This is a genomic window from Brevibacterium litoralis (assembly GCF_040212315.1).
GTDB classification, from domain to species: Bacteria; Actinomycetota; Actinomycetes; order Actinomycetales; family Brevibacteriaceae; genus Brevibacterium; species Brevibacterium litoralis.
The window spans coordinates 63316-79235 of record NZ_JBDIUY010000020.1; the positions used below are offsets into that span (position 1 = coordinate 63316).

At 70.3% G+C, this 15920-nt stretch carries 16 protein-coding genes; all 16 read right to left on the bottom strand.

Going from position 1 to position 15920, the window contains the following annotated elements:
* Positions 1-34 precede the first annotated feature (34 nt).
* Positions 35-1309, bottom strand: coding sequence for a bifunctional phosphopantothenoylcysteine decarboxylase/phosphopantothenate--cysteine ligase CoaBC (gene coaBC, locus AAD496_RS07125; RefSeq protein WP_349827971.1), 1275 nt, complete (start codon positions 1307-1309; stop codon positions 35-37).
* A complete protein-coding gene (rpoZ, locus tag AAD496_RS07130) occupies positions 1306-1623 on the bottom strand; it encodes a DNA-directed RNA polymerase subunit omega (protein WP_349827972.1) in 318 nt (105 codons plus the stop codon). The genes coaBC and rpoZ overlap by 4 nt, the downstream gene beginning before the upstream one ends.
* A gap of 75 nt (positions 1624-1698) precedes the next feature.
* On the bottom strand, positions 1699-2286 hold the full coding sequence (gene gmk, locus AAD496_RS07135; protein WP_349827973.1) for a guanylate kinase: 588 nt from the start codon (positions 2284-2286) through the stop codon (positions 1699-1701).
* The gene (gene mihF / locus AAD496_RS07140) at positions 2283-2612 is read right to left on the bottom strand and encodes an integration host factor, actinobacterial type (RefSeq protein ID WP_349827974.1); all 330 of its coding nucleotides are present in this window, start codon (positions 2610-2612) and stop codon (positions 2283-2285) included. The genes gmk and mihF overlap by 4 nt, the downstream gene beginning before the upstream one ends.
* A gap of 109 nt (positions 2613-2721) precedes the next feature.
* Positions 2722-3585, bottom strand: a complete 864-nt coding sequence (gene pyrF, locus AAD496_RS07145; RefSeq protein WP_349827975.1) for an orotidine-5'-phosphate decarboxylase — start codon at positions 3583-3585, stop codon at positions 2722-2724.
* A gap of 4 nt (positions 3586-3589) precedes the next feature.
* Entirely contained in the window at positions 3590-6862 is a 3273-nt protein-coding gene (gene carB / locus AAD496_RS07150) for a carbamoyl-phosphate synthase large subunit (protein WP_349827976.1), read from the bottom strand.
* 27 nt (positions 6863-6889) lie between these two features.
* Positions 6890-8056, bottom strand: a complete 1167-nt coding sequence (gene carA / locus AAD496_RS07155) for a glutamine-hydrolyzing carbamoyl-phosphate synthase small subunit (protein ID WP_349827977.1) — start codon at positions 8054-8056, stop codon at positions 6890-6892.
* Complete coding sequence (locus tag AAD496_RS07160) at positions 8053-8550, bottom strand: PH-like domain-containing protein (protein WP_349827978.1); 498 nt, start codon at positions 8548-8550, stop codon at positions 8053-8055. Before AAD496_RS07160 ends, carA begins: the two co-directional genes overlap by 4 nt.
* Positions 8538-9854, bottom strand: a complete 1317-nt coding sequence (locus AAD496_RS07165) for a dihydroorotase (RefSeq protein WP_349827979.1) — start codon at positions 9852-9854, stop codon at positions 8538-8540. Before AAD496_RS07165 ends, AAD496_RS07160 begins: the two co-directional genes overlap by 13 nt.
* A complete protein-coding gene (locus tag AAD496_RS07170) occupies positions 9851-10876 on the bottom strand; it encodes an aspartate carbamoyltransferase catalytic subunit (protein WP_349827980.1) in 1026 nt (341 codons plus the stop codon). Before AAD496_RS07170 ends, AAD496_RS07165 begins: the two co-directional genes overlap by 4 nt.
* On the bottom strand, positions 10873-11469 hold the full coding sequence (pyrR, locus tag AAD496_RS07175; RefSeq protein ID WP_349827981.1) for a bifunctional pyr operon transcriptional regulator/uracil phosphoribosyltransferase PyrR: 597 nt from the start codon (positions 11467-11469) through the stop codon (positions 10873-10875). The genes AAD496_RS07170 and pyrR overlap by 4 nt, the downstream gene beginning before the upstream one ends.
* Positions 11470-11728: 259 nt before the next feature.
* The gene (gene nusB / locus AAD496_RS07180) at positions 11729-12142 is read right to left on the bottom strand and encodes a transcription antitermination factor NusB (protein ID WP_349827982.1); all 414 of its coding nucleotides are present in this window, start codon (positions 12140-12142) and stop codon (positions 11729-11731) included.
* Entirely contained in the window at positions 12139-12702 is a 564-nt protein-coding gene (gene efp, locus AAD496_RS07185) for an elongation factor P (protein WP_349827983.1), read from the bottom strand. Before efp ends, nusB begins: the two co-directional genes overlap by 4 nt.
* A gap of 81 nt (positions 12703-12783) precedes the next feature.
* Entirely contained in the window at positions 12784-13896 is a 1113-nt protein-coding gene (aroB, locus tag AAD496_RS07190; protein ID WP_349827984.1) for a 3-dehydroquinate synthase, read from the bottom strand.
* 55 nt (positions 13897-13951) lie between these two features.
* Complete coding sequence (locus tag AAD496_RS07195) at positions 13952-14617, bottom strand: shikimate kinase (protein WP_349827985.1); 666 nt, start codon at positions 14615-14617, stop codon at positions 13952-13954.
* A 13-nt stretch (positions 14618-14630) separates the two neighbouring features.
* Positions 14631-15824: a chorismate synthase gene (gene aroC, locus AAD496_RS07200; protein ID WP_349827986.1), complete on the bottom strand. Its 1194-nt coding sequence runs from the start codon at positions 15822-15824 to the stop codon at positions 14631-14633.
* Between the last annotated feature and the right edge of the window lie 96 nt (positions 15825-15920).

Below are 15920 nucleotides of genomic sequence, written 5' to 3' on the forward strand. Positions count from 1 at the left end.
CGGGCCTCGTGTCACAGAACGTCAAGCGCTGACGTCACGTTTGCCGGAGTCCGACCACGGCGTCCCACACGGCGGCCGCGACGTCCGTCTTCGAGCCGGCCGCCCGGCCGAGTTCCCGGACGGGACCCTCCTCGGACGAACCACCGTCACCAGCCGACCGGTCGAGCCCGTACACGACCACCGCGTTGTCGTCCCGCCCGAAGGTCTTCCCGGCGGACACGTCGTTGAGCACGAGGACGTCGCAGCCCTTGCGCACGATCTTCGCCTGCGCGAGCTCTTCCGGGGTGGCCGACTCCGAGCCGGTCTCCGCCGCGAACCCGATGATCGTCTGCCCCGGCACCCGCGCGGCGACGAGCCCCTTGAGCACGTCCGGGTTCTGCACGAGCTCGATCGTGAGCCCCGCGTCCCCGGACTTCTTCATCTTGTGCGTGGCGGTCTGCGCCGGCCGGTAGTCGGCGACGGCCGCGGTCATGACGACGAGGTCGGCCTCGGCCTGCCCGGCCGTCATCCGCTCCTGGAGTTCCGCCGTCGTCTCGACGTGCTCGACCTCGACGTCCGCCGGCAGGTCGTCCAACACCTCCGACCCGACGTTCGCGGCGACCAGGCGCACGCGCGCGCCCCGGGCCGCCGCCTGCGCGGCCAGCGCCACGCCCTGCTTGCCCGAGGACCGGTTGCCCAGGTACCGCACGGGGTCGAGCGGTTCCCGGGTGCCCCCGGCGCTCAGCAGGACGGTGAGTCCGCGCATGTCGCCCGCAGGCGCCTCGCCGTACGGGTCCGCTCCCGAGGCGCCCGCCGCCTCGAGCGCGTACGCCACGATCTCCTCGGGCTCGGGCAGACGGCCCGGCCCGGAGTCCGGCCCGGTCAGGCGTCCGACGGCCGGCTCCATCACGTGGACCCCGCGCGCCCGGAGGACCGCGACGTTGTCGACGGTCGCGGCGTTCTGCCACATCTCCGTGTGCATGGCGGGCACGAGGACCACCGGGGCGGTGGTCGTGAGCAGGGTGGCGGTGAGCAGGTCACCGGCGAGACCCGCCCTGGCCTTGGCGAGCAGGTCGGCGGTGGCGGGAGCGACGAGCACGAGATCGGCACGCTGACCGATCCGGACGTGTTCGACCTCGTCGACACGTTCGAAGACGGTCGTCTGGACGGGCTGCCCGCTCAGGGCCTCCCAGGTGGCGGCACCGACGAAAGCGAGGGCCGCCTCCGTCGGGACGACCCTCACCTCGTGACCACGTGCTCGCAGGTCACGGACGACATGGCAGGCCTTGTAGGCCGCGATGCCCCCGGCGACCCCGAGAACGATCCTCACTGTTCGAACGTGACTTCCGTGTCGAAGCCGTACTCCTCGGCCGCCGGCGCCGCGAAGTCGGACTCGCGCGGATCGCGGATGAGCAGCTTGCCCTCGTCGACCTCACGCATGGCGATCGACAGGGGCTTCTCGTTGGGCTCCGGGGTGACGAGCGGGCCGACGTTCTCGAAAGCGCCCTCCTGGAGCTCCTGGTAGTAGGAGTTGATCTGCCGCGCGCGCCGCGAGGCGAGGATCACGAGCTCGTACTTGGAGTCCGCACGCTCGAGCAGGTCGTCGATGGGCGGGTTGATGACGCCTTCGTGTTCTGCAGCCACAGGCCTTGTTCTCCCTGGTTGATCCGGATGGTGTGTGCACGGCGTGAGTGGGTGGACGCGCAGGGGCGCCCGCGCTCAGTGCTCCGTGGACAATCCCATCAATTGTACGAGTTCCTCCGCCGCGCGGCGAACGTCGTGGTTGACGACGGTGTGGTCGAACTCGGATTCGGCCTCCAGCTCGACCTTCGCCGTCGCCAGACGCCGCTCCTGTTCCTCCGCCGTCTCGGTGCCCCGACCGATGAGGCGCCGGACGAGTTCCTCCCAGGTGGGCGGGGCGAGGAAGACGAAGCGCGCGTGCGGCATCGCCTCCTTCACCTGCCGGGCACCCTGCAGGTCGATCTCCAGCAGGGGCGCGCGACCGTCCGCGAGTGCCTGCTCGACCGGCCCACGCGGCGTCCCGTAGCGGTGACGACCGTGCACGACCGCGTACTCCAGCATCTGACCGGAGGCCACGAGTTCGTCGAACTCGTCCTCCGACCTGAAGTGGTAGTGGACCCCGTCGATCTCGCCGGGACGGGGTGCCCGGGTGGTCGCGGAGACCGAGAACCACACCTGGGGGAAGTTCTCACGGATGTACGTGCTCACCGTGCCCTTGCCGACGGCGGTGGGGCCGGCGAGGACGGTGAGGACGGCAGGCTCGGGTGTGGTCGGGGTGTCTGTCACTGTGGTGCGAATCTCTCCAGGAGTGCTGAACGTTGATGGACGCCGAGGCCACCGAGTCGCCTGGACTCGGCGATCCCGATCTCCTCCATGATGGTCTCGGCCCGCCGGTCCCCCACTCCCGGGAGGGACCGCAACAGGTCCTTGACCTTCATCTTCGTGAGGTGCGGATCACCCTCGGCGGCGTCGAGGACCTCGCCGAGGCTCTGCCGCCCCTCCTTGAGTGCCGCTTTCACCTCCGCGCGGGCGCGGCGGGCCACGAAGGCCTTCTCGAGCGCGGCGGCACGGGTCTCGGACGAAATCGCCGGTGGCTGGAAGCTCTGGGCCACGTCATCTCCTCACGGGTCGGAGGCAGTTTCCGCCTCCCTGTCGTGGGTGCCACCGGGCCTTTCCCGAGTGCACACCCCGGGCGGGGAAGTGACCTCAGTGTAAGCCCGATCATTCCCCCAGGACACCGTGCAATCGGGTGATCTCCGAGGTCATCCCCTCGGTGGAGGGTCCGTGACCGAGGACGCCGCGGGAGGTGTTGACGAGCACGCGGTGGTCCGACCAGGCCGCTCCGAAGACCGCGTGGAGGTCCTCGACCGTCGCCCCCTGGGCACCGAAGCCCGGTGCCAGGAAGGTGCACCCGAGTCCGCCGAGATCGATCCCGAGGCGCCCTGCCGCATCGCCGATCGTCGCACCGACCACGAGCCCCGCCCGGGGCGAGCCGACCCGCGCGTTGAACTCCGCGACCCCGGCGGCCACCTCGGCGGCCACCGGGTTCCCGGCCGTCGTCGTGGCGTGCTGCACCTGCGGGCCGTCGGGGTTGGAGGTGAGCGCGAGGACGTAGATCCCCGTCCCGAACTCCTCGCTCGCGGCGAAGGCCGGTTCCAGGGAACCGACCCCCAGGTAGGGCGAGAGCGTCACGGCATCGGCCGACAGCGGCGAGGACGGGTCCATGTAGGCGGCCGCGTACCCCTCCATCGTCGACCCGATGTCGCCCCGCTTGACGTCGAGGACCGTGAGGATCCCCGCCTCGGTCGCGGCGGCCAGGGTCTCCTCGAGGACGGCGACACCGCGGGAACCGTGGCGTTCGTAGAAGGCCGACTGGGGCTTGATCACGCCGACCCCACCGGCCGCGCAGGCCCGGACGGCACGTAGGGAGAACTCACGGATCCCCTCCGGCGTGTCGTCCAGGCCCCAGTCCGCCAACAGCTCGGCGTGGGGGTCGATCCCCACACACAGCGGGTTCGCGGCCAGCACCCGGGTGATCCGGGCTCCGAAGTCCTGCCCCTCCGCGGGGCTCACGAGGACCGGCATCGCCTCAGGCCCAGTCCTGGAGCGCGAGGACCTCGAAGGGCCCCTTCCGCTGCTCCTCGATCGCGGTCACCGCGGCGGTGAACTCGGAGACCGTCGTGACGAGCGGGACGTTCGCGGCCGTGGCCGCCGCCCGGATCTCGTAGCCGTCGGCCCGCTCCTGGCGGCCCTGCGGCACGTTGATCACGAGGTCGATCCGGCCCTCGGTCACGTCGTCGATCACGGTCTTCTCGCCTTCGGCGGCCTCGAAGTACTTGGCGATCGTCGTCGCGGCGATACCGTACCGGGCGAGCACGGCGGCCGTGCCGGCCGTCGCGACGACCGTGAACCCGAGGTCGACCAGCTGCTTGACCGGCAGCACGGAGGAGCGCTTCTCGCGGTCGGCGACCGAGACGAAGACGGTGCCCTCGTTCGGCAGCTTCGCTCCCCCGGCCAGTTCCGCCTTCGCGAAGGCCGTCGGGAAGGACGGGGCCACACCCATGACCTCACCGGTGGACCGCATCTCCGGCCCGAGGATCGAGTCGACGACCTTGCCCTCCGGCGTGCGGAACCGGCGGAAGGGCAGGACGGCCTCCTTCACCGCGATCGGGTGGTCGAGACCCAGGCGCGAGCCGTCGCCCTCGGCCGCGAGCAGGTCCCCACGCATGTCCGCGATCGAGGTGCCCACCGCGATGAGGGCCGCGGCCTTCGCCAGCTGCCGGCCGGTGGCCTTCGAGACGAAGGGCACGGTGCGCGAGGCCCGCGGGTTCGCCTCGATGACGTAGAGGACGTCGGCGGCGACGGCGAACTGCATGTTGAGCAGACCGCGCACGTTGGTGCCGCGGGCGATCGCCTCGGTCGCGGTGCGGACCCGGTCGAGCACGCCGGACCCGAGCGTGATCGAGGGCAGGACACAGGCGGAGTCACCGGAGTGGATGCCGGCCTCCTCGATGTGCTCCATGATGCCCCCGATGTAGATCTCCTCGCCGTCGTAGAGGGCGTCGACGTCGATCTCGACGGCGTCCTCGAGGAACCGGTCGACGAGGACCGGGCGGTCGGCGGAGACCTCGGTGGCCGACTCCATGTAGTCGAACAGCTGCTCCGTGTCGTACACGATCTGCATGCCGCGGCCGCCGAGAACGTAGGAGGGCCGCACGAGGACGGGGTAGCCGATCTCGAGGGCGATCGCCTGCGCCTCGGCGTAGGTCGTCGCGGTGCCGTGCTTGGGTGCGAGCAGACCCGCTTCGTCGAGGACGCGACCGAACTCGCCCCGGTCCTCGGCCAGGTCGATGGCCTCCGGCTGGGTGCCGAGCACCGGCACGCCCGCGGCCTTGAGCTGATCGGCCAGGCCCAGCGGGGTCTGCCCGCCGAGCGTGCACACGACCCCGGCCACAGGGCCGGCGGCGAGCTCGGCCTTGTAGACCTCCATGACGTCCTCGAAGGTCAAGGGCTCGAAGTACAGGCGGTCGGCCGTGTCGTAGTCGGTCGAGACCGTCTCCGGGTTGCAGTTGACCATGACGGTCTCGTAGCCGGCTTCCCCGAGGGCCATCGTCGCGTGGACACAGGAGTAGTCGAACTCGATACCCTGTCCGATCCGGTTGGGACCGGAGCCGAGGATGATGACGGCCTCGCGCTCGCGCGGCATCACCTCGGTCTCCTCGTCGTACGAGGAGTAGTGGTACGGGGTGCGGGCCTCGAACTCACCGGCGCAGGTGTCGACGGTCTTGAAGACCGGACGCAGACCGAGCGCGTGGCGCACACCGGTGACGACCGCCTCGTCGAGGTTCCGCAGGCCACCGATCTGGGCGTCGGAGAACCCGTGGTCCTTGGCGAGTTCCAGGAGTTCGAGCGTGAGGTCGTCGGCGTCCGCGATGGTCGCCGCCACCTCGTTGATGAGCTGGATCTGGTCGAGGAACCAGGGATCGATGTCGCAGGCCTCGTGGACCTCGGCGACCGTGAGCCCGGAGGCCAGGCCCTTCTGCACGGTGTGCAGGCGATCGGCGGTCGAGTGGCCGATGCGGGCGAGGACATCGGCCTTCACGTCCGCGTCCGACAGGTCGTAGAGGCCGTCCCAGGAGAAGGAGGAGCCCTTCTGTTCCATCGACCGCATGGCCTTCTGGAGGGCGGTCGTGAAGTTGCGGCCGAGCGCCATGGCCTCACCGACGGACTTCATGGTCGTCGTGAGGGTGGGGTCGGCGGCCGGGAACTTCTCGAAGGCGAAGCGCGGGATCTTCACGACGACGTAGTCGAGGGTCGGCTCGAAGCTCGCCGGGGTCACCTCGGTGATGTCGTTGGGGATCTCGTCGAGCGTGTAGCCGACGGCGAGCTTGGCGGCGATCTTGGCGATCGGGAAACCGGTCGCCTTCGAGGCCAGGGCCGAGGACCGCGACACCCGCGGGTTCATCTCGATGACGACGATGCGGCCGGTGTCCGGGTCGATGGCGAACTGGATGTTGCAACCGCCGGTGTCGACGCCGACCTCACGGATCACGGCGATGCCGATGTCACGGAGGTCCTGGTACTCGCGGTCGGTGAGCGTGAGCGAGGGTGCGACGGTGATGGAGTCACCGGTGTGCACGCCGACCGGGTCGACGTTCTCGATCGAGCAGATGACGACCACGTTGTCGTTGCGGTCGCGCATGAGCTCGAGCTCGTACTCCTTCCAACCGAGGATGCTCTCCTCGAGGAGGACCTCGGAGGTGAGGGAGTCCGTGAGGCCGGCACCGGCGATGCGACGCAGGTCCGCCTCGTCGTAGGCCATACCGGAGCCCAGCCCGCCCATGGTGAAGGACGGGCGGACGACCATCGGGTAGCCGAGCTTCTCGGCTGCGTCCAGGCACTCGTCCATCGTGTGGGCGATGTAGGAGCGGGCGGACTCGCCGCCGCACTTCTCGACGACCTCCTTGAACTGCTGGCGGTCCTCGCCGCGCTGGATCGCCTCGACGTCGGCGCCGATGAGCTCGACACCGTACTTCTCGAGGACACCGGCCTCGTAGAGGTTGATCGCGGCGTTGAGCGCCGTCTGTCCACCGAGGGTCGGCAGGAGGGCGTCCGGCTTCTCTTTCGCGATGATCGTCTCGATGACCTCCGGGTCGATCGGCTCGACGTACGTGGCGTCGGCGATCTCCGGGTCGGTCATGATGGTCGCGGGATTCGAGTTCACGAGGACGACCCGCAGGCCCTCCTCCTTGAGCACACGGCAAGCCTGGGTGCCGGAGTAGTCGAACTCGCAGGCCTGTCCGATGACGATCGGGCCGGAACCGATGACGAGGACCGACTTCAGATCTTTCCTGATGGGCACGGAAGTGTCTCCTTCGTACGTTCTCGTTCAGTTCCGCCAGGCGGCGGGGTGCTCGGACATGAGGGTGGTGAACCGGTCGAACAGTCCGCGCGAGTCGTGCGGACCGGCCGCCGACTCGGGGTGGAACTGGACCGAGAAGGCCGGGACACCCCGGCACACCAGGCCCTCGACGACGTCATCGTTGAGGCACAGGTGGCTCACCTCGACCTCGCCCCAGGTGGTGTTCGCAGGGGCCGGGACCGCGCGGTCGATCGGGGCGTCGACGGCGAACCCGTGGTTCTGGGCGGTCACCTCGACGCGACCGGTCTCGCGGTCCATGACCGGCACGTTGATGCCGCGGTGGCCGAAGGGCAGCTTGTAGGTGCCGAACCCGAGGGCGCGGCCGAGCAGCTGGTTGCCGAAGCAGATCCCGAAGAACGGGATCCGGGCGTCGAGCACCTTCCGCAGGATCTCCACCTGCGTGTCCGCGGTCCCGGGGTCACCGGGGCCGTTGGAGAAGAACACGCCGTCGACGCCGTTCTCCCCGAGCCCGGCGAGCTTCTCGAAGGGGAAGGTGGCGGGCACGACGTGGACCTCGATGCCGCGTTCGGCCATCTGGGTCGGGGTCATCGCCTTGATGCCCAGGTCGTAGGCGGCGACGGTGAACTTCTTCTCGCCCACGGCCGGGACCACCTGCACGTCGGCGGTCGAGACCTCCTCGGCGAGTGCCGCACCCTTCATCGAGGGCTGTGCCTGCACCTCGGCCAGCAGCTCCGACTCGGGGCGGGCGGCCGCCTCACCGGAGAAGATGCCGACCTTCATCGCGCCCTTGTCCCGCAGGTGGCGGGTGAGTGCGCGGGTGTCGACGTCCTTGATGCCGACGATCCCCAGGCGCTGCAGACGGGCCTCGAGGTCCTCGGTGGCCCGCCAGTTCGAGGTGATCCGGGAGGCGTCCCGGACGACGTAGCCGGAGACCCAGTAGCCCAGGGACTCGTCGTCGACGTCGTTCACACCGGTGTTGCCGATGTGCGGGGCCGTCTGGATGACGACCTGCCGGTGGTAGGAGGGGTCCGTGAGGGTCTCCTGGTAGCCGGTCATGGCGGTGACGAAGACGGCCTCACCGAAGGTCGTGCCGACCGCGCCGTAGGCGTGCCCACGCAAGGTGCGGCCGTCCTCCAGGACGAGCACGGCGGGTGTGTGGTTCAACAGGTTCACGAGGCCTCCCCGATGAGGTGACGGATGGATTCGATGGTCGGAGTGCGGTCGGCGGCGGACCGCGTGCGGAAGCCGGTGTCGACGAGCGTGTCGCCCAGACGCCAGGTGACGACGACGAGGCCGTCCTTCTCGACGAACTTGCCGATCATCCCGGAACGCGCCTCGACGGACTCGATGGCCGCGGCGGGGATGAGGAGGTCGTCAGTGCCGGCGCGGTCGAGGATGACCCCGGCGGGGCCGACCGACAGCTCGGCATCGGTGCGCACACCCAGGTGGTGGGCCTGCACGCGTTCGAGGGGCTGTCCGGCGAGCGTCGTGGCGACGTACATGCCGGGCACCGGTGCTCCCTCGACGGCAGTGCCCTCGGCAGGCCGGGCGGGGGCCGGGAAGCGGGCGGCCTGTGCAGCCTGCTTGCGCCGCCACGCCCACCACATGCCCGCGAAGACGAGCACGACCACGCCCACGAGGACGAGGGTGGGGATCAGGCGGTCCATTCAGGAGCCCCCTGGGAGATCGGGTGCGGGGTGGTGAGTTCACCGTCGGCGACGACCTGGTGGCCGTACAGGAAGGTGTGGACGATCCGGGAGTGCACGTCGAAGCCGCGGAACGGGTTGTTCCGGCCCATGGTGGCGTGGTCCTCGGGGTCGATCGTCACGGTGGTGTCCGGATCGACGAGGACGAGGTTCGCGGCGGTGCCGGCCTCCAGCGTCCCGTGCTCCGCCTGTCCGGAGATCTCCGCCGGACGAGTGCTCATGACGCGGGCGATGTCGGCCCAGTCGAAGTCGTGGTCGCGCATCGCCTCGACGACGACCTGGAGGGCGGTCTCCATGCCGACCATGCCCATGGCGGCGGCCGTCCACTCGCTGCACTTGTGCTCGGCGGGGTGCGGGGCGTGGTCGGTCCCGACGACGTCGATCGTGCCGTCGGCCAGGCCCTCCCGGACCGCCGCGACGTCCGCGGCCGTCCGCAGCGGCGGGTTGACCTTGTAGACGGGATCGTAGGAGCGCACGAGCTCGTCGGTGAGGTGGAGGTGGTGCGGCGTCACCTCGGCGGTGACGTCGACGCCGCGGGCCTTGGCCCAGCGCACGATCTCGACACTGCCCTTGGTCGACAGGTGGCAGACGTGCAGGCGGGAGCCCACGTGCTCGGCGAGCAGGACGTCGCGGGCGATGATCGACTCCTCGGCGACCGCCGGCCAGCCGCCCAGGCCGAGCTCGGCGGACACGAGGCCCTCGTTCATCTGCGCGCCCTCGGTGAGCCGGGGGTCCTGCGCGTGCTGGGCGATGATCCCGTCGAAGCTCTTGACGTACTCCAGGGCCCGCCGCATGAGCAGCGGGTCGGAGACGCAGTGGCCGTCGTCGGAGAAGATCCGCACGCCGGCCCGGCTGCGGGCCATGGCCCCGAGCTCGGCCAGCTGCGTGCCGGACTGCCCGACGGTCACGGCACCGATGGGCAGGACCTCGGTCCAGCCCGCCTCGCGCCCGAGGCGCCACACCTGTTCGACGACACCCGCGGAGTCGGCGACCGGTGCGGTGTTCGCCATCGCGTGGACGGCCGTGTACCCACCGCGAGCGGCGGCCTGCGAGCCGGTGAGGACCGTCTCCGCGTCCTCCCGGCCGGGCTCACGCAGGTGGGTGTGCATGTCGACGAGACCGGGCAGGGCGACGAGTCCCGTGGCGTCGAGGGTGCGGTCGGGGGTACCGATCGTGGCCGGGTCGACGAACCGACCGTCCGAGACGGCGAGGTCACCGACCTCGCCACCGAGGATCCGGGCGCCGGTGATGAGGATCGTGGTCACGGTGTTCCTTTCGCGCCGGGGGTCCCGGCCGGGTTCGCTTCTGCATGGGCTTCCGGGGAGCCGGTGAGGAGCCGGTACAGGGCGGCCATGCGGACGGCCACCCCGTTGCTCACCTGGTCGAGGACGACGGCGCGCGGGGAGTCCGCGGCCTCGGCGCAGATCTCGAACCCGCGGTTCATGGGGCCGGGGTGCATGATCGTCGTGTCGGCCGACAGGGCGCGGTAACGGGTGGGGGTGAGTCCCCACAGGCGCGTGTACTCGCGGGTGTTCGGGAAGAAGGACTGGTGCATGCGCTCGAACTGGACGCGCAGCATCATGACGGCGTCGAGGTCGTGGGCGTCGAGCGCCGCGTCGAAGTCGTGGAAGACCTCCGCCGGCCACGTCTCGACACCCCAGGGCAGGAGCGTGGGCGGGGCGATGAGGACGACCTTCGCGCCGAGCGTGCGCAGCAGGTGGACGTTCGAGCGGGCGACCCGGGAGTGGAGGACGTCGCCGACGACCGCGACGGTCGCACCTGCGAGGTCGGTGCCGCGGGCGCCCTCGCCGGTCGCCGGGCCCGAGGCGGGCTGTCCGTGGAGCACCCGGCGGAGGGTGAAGGCGTCGAGCAGGGCCTGGGTGGGGTGCTCGTGGGTGCCGTCACCGGCGTTGACGATCGGCGCGTCGATCCAGTCGGAGTGGGCCAGGCGGTGGGGTGCACCGGAGCCGGGATGACGGACGATGACGCCCTCGGCCCCCATCGCGGCGAGGGTCTGGGCGGTGTCCTGGAGGCTCTCGCCCTTCGACACGCTCGAGCCCTTGGCCGCGAAGTTGATGACGTCGGCGGACAGGCGCTTGGCGGCCGCCTCGAAGGACAGGCGCGTGCGGGTCGAGTCCTCGAAGAACAGGTTGACGACGGTGCGGCCGCGCAGCACCGGGAGCTTCTTGACCTCACGACCGGAGACCTCGGACATCTCCTCGGCGACGTCGAGCAGGTCGAGGGCCTGGGCGTGGGTGAGGTCCGCGGTGCTCAGCAGGTGCTTCACTCGGCGGCACCCCCCTCGGTGGTGGCAGACCCGGCGTCGGCGGTGACCGCGTCACCCGAGGTGATGGTGACGGCGTCCTCGGCGTCGGACTCCTGCAGATGCACGGAGACGCGTTCGTCGAAGGCGGTCGGCAGGTTCTTGCCCACGTGGTCGGCGCGGATCGGCAGGGCGCGGTGGCCACGGTCGACGAGGACCGCCAGGCGCACGGCGGCGGGCCGGCCGATGTCGGACAGGGCGTCGAGTGCCGCGCGGACGGTGCGCCCGGAGAACAGGACGTCGTCGACGAGGACGACCGTCCTCCCGTCGATCCCGCCCTCGGGGATCCGGGTGGGTTCCGGGGCACGGAGGCGACCGGACCGCAGGTCGTCGCGGTACATGGTGATGTCGAGGGTGCCGGACATGGCCGCGGGGTCGAGCCCCGGTTCGATCCTGGTGATGCGCTCGACCAGGCGTGACGCCAGTGGGGCGCCACGGGTCGGGATGCCGAGGACCACGAGGTTCTCGGGCCCCTTGTTGGCTTCGAGGATCTCGTGCGCGATCCGGGTGACGGCGCGTGAGATCTCCGACGCATCGAGCACTGTGCGGGTACGCAAGGCCTACCGCCCTTCTCCGCCTCACGGGACGGTTCTTAAAGGAACGTGGATGGTCGGTGACCAGCATATCCCGGGCGTCGGCCCACCGCGCCCCCGGGGTCGTGTGAGCTGGCTCAAGTTGCAGTGCCGTGCATAACCATTCCCCACGATCTTGACCCCGTGAACACGCAAGGCCCCCTGAGATGGGCATCTCAGGGGGCCAAACCGATTCAGCGGGCCGGAACTCGTGGGACCGAGGCTCGCCGATCGGCAGAGTCGCTCAGGAAGCTTCCGCCGCCTCGTGCTGTTCGCGGATGGTGCCGAGCACTCCGCCGATGAACTTCGCGGAGTCGTCCGTCGAGAAGTCACCGGCCAGTTCCACCGCCTCGGCGATGGCGACCTTGCCGGGCACCTCGTCGTTGTGGACGATCTCCCACGCACCGATCCGCAGCAGCGCGCGGTCGACGGCCGGCATGCGGTCCAGCTGCCACCCCTGCGCGTGCTCGGCGATGAGGTCGTCGAGGTCGTCCCGGTGGGTGACGACGCCGTCGACGATCTCCCGCGCGTACGGCTTCATGGGGTAGTCGGGGTCGTCCGAGCGCAGACGCAGGAGGTCGGCCTCCGGCAGGTCACGCTGTTCCGACTCGAAGAGGATCTCCATGGCCCGACGACGGGCGCGGGTGCGGGAGCTCACTCCTTGACTCGCCCGAGGTACTCGCCGGTGCGGGTGTCGACACGGACCTTGGTGTCGGACTCGAGGAAGAGCGGGACCTGGATCTCGTAGCCGGTCTCGAGGGTGGCGGGCTTGGTGCCACCGCTGGAACGGTCGCCCTGGAGACCCGGCTCGGTGTTGGCGATGGTGAGCTCGACGGCCGAGGGGAGCTCCACGTAGAGGGCCACGCCCTCGTGGAAGGCGACCTGCACGACCTGGTTCTCCAGGAGGAAGTTCGAGGCGTCACCGACGAGCTCGGGGCTCAGGTTCACCTGGTCGTAGTCCTTCTGGTCCATGAAGATGTAGTCGGTGCCGTCGTTGTACAGGTACTGCATGTCACGACGGTCGACCGTGGCGGTCTCGACCTTGGTGCCCGCGTTGAAGGTCTTGTCCACGATCTTGCCGGAGAGGACGTTCTTGATCTTGGTGCGCACGAAGGCGGGGCCCTTGCCCGGCTTCACGTGCAGGAACTCCTGCACCTGCCACAGCTGACCCTCCAGGTTGAGGACCATGCCGTTCTTGAGATCGTTGGTGGATGCCACGAATGATTCCTTCGGTCGTCGGACGTACGGTCCCGCCCTTCAACCGGGACGGAACACACCGCCCGGTATCATATCAGCCGCTCACATGAGCGAGATCTTCGGGGACTCCACGCCGACCTCCTGGTAGGCGGTGTGGAGGATGCTCGTGTCCGGCACGTCGAGGACGACGGGCCGACCGATCGCTTCGAGCACGACGAACCGCATGAGCGAGCCGCGGGACTTCTTGTCCCGGCGCATCGCCTCGAGCAGCTGGGGCCACTTGTCGCCTCGGTAACCGGTGGGCAGACCGAGCTTCTCCAGGATCGCCCGGAGCCGGTCGAGGACCTCGGGGTCGAGGTTCTTCGTCATGACGGACAGCTCGGTGGCGAACACCATCCCGACGGCCACGGCGGCACCGTGCCGCCACTGGTAGCGCTCCCCCAGCTCGATCGCGTGGCCGAGCGTGTGCCCGAAGTTGAGGATCTCGCGTCGACCGGACTCCGTGAAGTCCTCGCTCACGACCGCGGCCTTCACGGCGATCGTCCGCTCGATGATCTCCCGCAGGACGGGCGAGTCGTGCCGGGCGAGCTCTTCCTTGTCGTGGGCCTCGAAGAGTTCGAGGATCCGCTCGTCGGCGATGAACCCGCACTTGACGGCCTCGGCGAGACCGGTGAACAGCTCGTTGTCCGGCAGTGTGGCGAGGGTGTCGGTGTCGACGAGCACACCGGCCGGCGCGTGGAAGGCACCGACCAGGTTCTTGCCCTCGGCGGTGTTGATCCCGGTCTTCCCGCCCACCGAGGCGTCGACCATGCCGAGGACCGTCGTGGGGATGTTCACGTACGTCACACCACGCAGCCAGGTCGCGGCGACGAACCCGGCGAGGTCGGTGACCGCGCCGCCGCCGACACCGACGATCGCGTCGGAACGGGTGAAGTCGCTCTGTCCGAGAACCTGCCAGCAGAAGGCGGCCACCTGGACGTGCTTGGCCTCCTCGGCGTCGGGGATCTCGACGAGCACGGCCTCGTAGCCGGCGGCCTTGAGGTCCTCCTGGACGACCTCACCCGTGGAGCGCAGGGCGCGGGGATGGACGACGAGCACCTTGGCGACCCGGGGCCCCAGGAGCTCCGGCAGTTCGCCCATGAGGCCGGATCCCACGAGCACCGGGTACTCGCCCCCGGCGGTCACGTCGATCCGTGTGGTGCTGGTCTCGGTCATGGGGGAACTCCTCGTGGATGTGGATGGGGGCCCGGTGTCGTACCGGGCCCCCACTCTATTGGTTCTCGGCCTCTGCACTGAACCGCGCGTACTCCTCCTTGCGCTGGAGGCCGGCGAGCACGTCGACGATCCGGTTGACGACCGTCGAGGGCGGCCCGTTCGAGGCGCTCACCCGGATCGAGCCGACCGCCTCGTAGAGCGCGCGGCGGTCCTCGACGAGTGTCTTCCACGCCTCGACCGGATCGGGGTCACCGGCGAGCAGCGGCCGCCCGGATCCGTGCAGACGCTCCCGGGCGGTGTCCTCGTCGATCTCGATGAGGACGACCCGCAGGGCCGGATGGCGCAACTGGGCCCGGGTCCCCGGGTTGAGCACCGCTCCCCCGCCGAGCGAGACGACACCCGGCCGGTCGAGCAGTTTGCGCAGACTCCGCCGCACCACCTCGCGTTCGATCGCGCGGAACCGGGCCTCTCCCCGGGTCGAGAAGATCTCCGGGATGGGTCCGTGCCGGCGCACGATCTCCTGGTCGGTGTCCTCCATCGGGAGGTCGAGACGGTCGGCGACCAGCCGCCCGATCGTCGACTTGCCCGCCGCCGGCGGTCCGACGAGGACGATCCGCGCGGTCGAGGCGGGCCGCGGGCTCAGCGGCGGGACCGGCCGGGGTGTGGGCCCGTGCTCGGGCTCCCCCGGACATTCCTCCCCGCCGGGCACCTCCCCGCTCATCGGACACTTCCCCTCATCGGACGCTGCGCAGGACCGCCGGGATCGAGTCGAGGTAGCCCTGCAGGTTCCGCTTCACCTCGTCCACCGAGTCCCCGCCGAACTTCTCGAGGACCGCCTCGGCGACGACGAGGGTGACCATCGCCTCGGCGACGACACCGGCGGCCGGGACCGCGCACACGTCCGAGCGCTGGTGGTGGGCCTTGGCGGGTTCACCGGTCGACACGTCGACGGTGCCGAGCGCCCGGGGCACCGTCGCGATCGGCTTCATGGCCGCCCGCACGCGCAGCCGGTCACCGGTCGACATGCCGCCCTCGGTGCCACCGGCCTTGTTGGTGCGGCGGACGATCCCGTCCTCCGTCACGTCGATCTCGTCGTGGGCCTGCGAGCCGCGCCGGGCCGCGGTGCGGAACCCGTCGCCGACCTCCACGCCCTTGATCGCCTGGATGCCCATGAGCGCACCGGCGAGACGGGAGTCGAGTCGCCGGTCCCAGTGCACGTGGGAGCCCACGCCCGGGGGGACGCCGTCGACGAGCACCTCGACGACGCCGCCGAGGGTGTCGCCGGCCTTCTTCGCGTCGTCGACCTCGGCGACCATCCGGGCGGAGAGGTCCGCGTCGAAGGCGCGCATCGGGTCGGCGTCGAGCGCCGGGACGTCGTCGATGGTCGGCTCGGCCTCGGTGCCGTCACCGATGACCGGACCGATCGCCACGGTGTGGGAGAGGACGGTGATGCCCAGTTCCCGCAGGAACCCGGCGGCCACCGTCGCCAGTGCCACGCGCATGGCGGTCTCGCGGGCCGAGGCGCGCTCGAGGATCGGCCGGGCCTCGTCCCAGGCGTACTTCTGCATGCCCACGAGGTCGGCGTGCCCCGGCCGCGGGCGGCTGAGCGGGGCGTTGCGGGCCTGTCCCTCGAGGAGGGCGGGGTCCACGGGGTCGGCGCTCATCACCTGTTCCCACTTGGGCCACTCGGTGTTGGCGACCTCGACGGCCACCGGGCCACCGAGCGTCTCGCCGTGCCGGACGCCGCCGAGGAGGCGGACGACGTCCTGTTCGAACTTCATGCGGGCGCCACGGCCGTAGCCCAGGCGCCGACGGGCCAGCGCGTCCGCGATGTCCCCGGTGGTCACCGGGACATGGGCGGGCAGGCCCTCGAGGATTCCGACGAGCGCTTCTCCGTGCGACTCGCCTGCGGTCAGCCATTTCAACATGCGCTCAAAATTACCAGGCGGGCACCGGTGCCCGACCGCCGCGTCCACGGGTCGGCACGGGAGCGTCGGTCCGCTGCGGAGGCGCCCCGCGGTTCG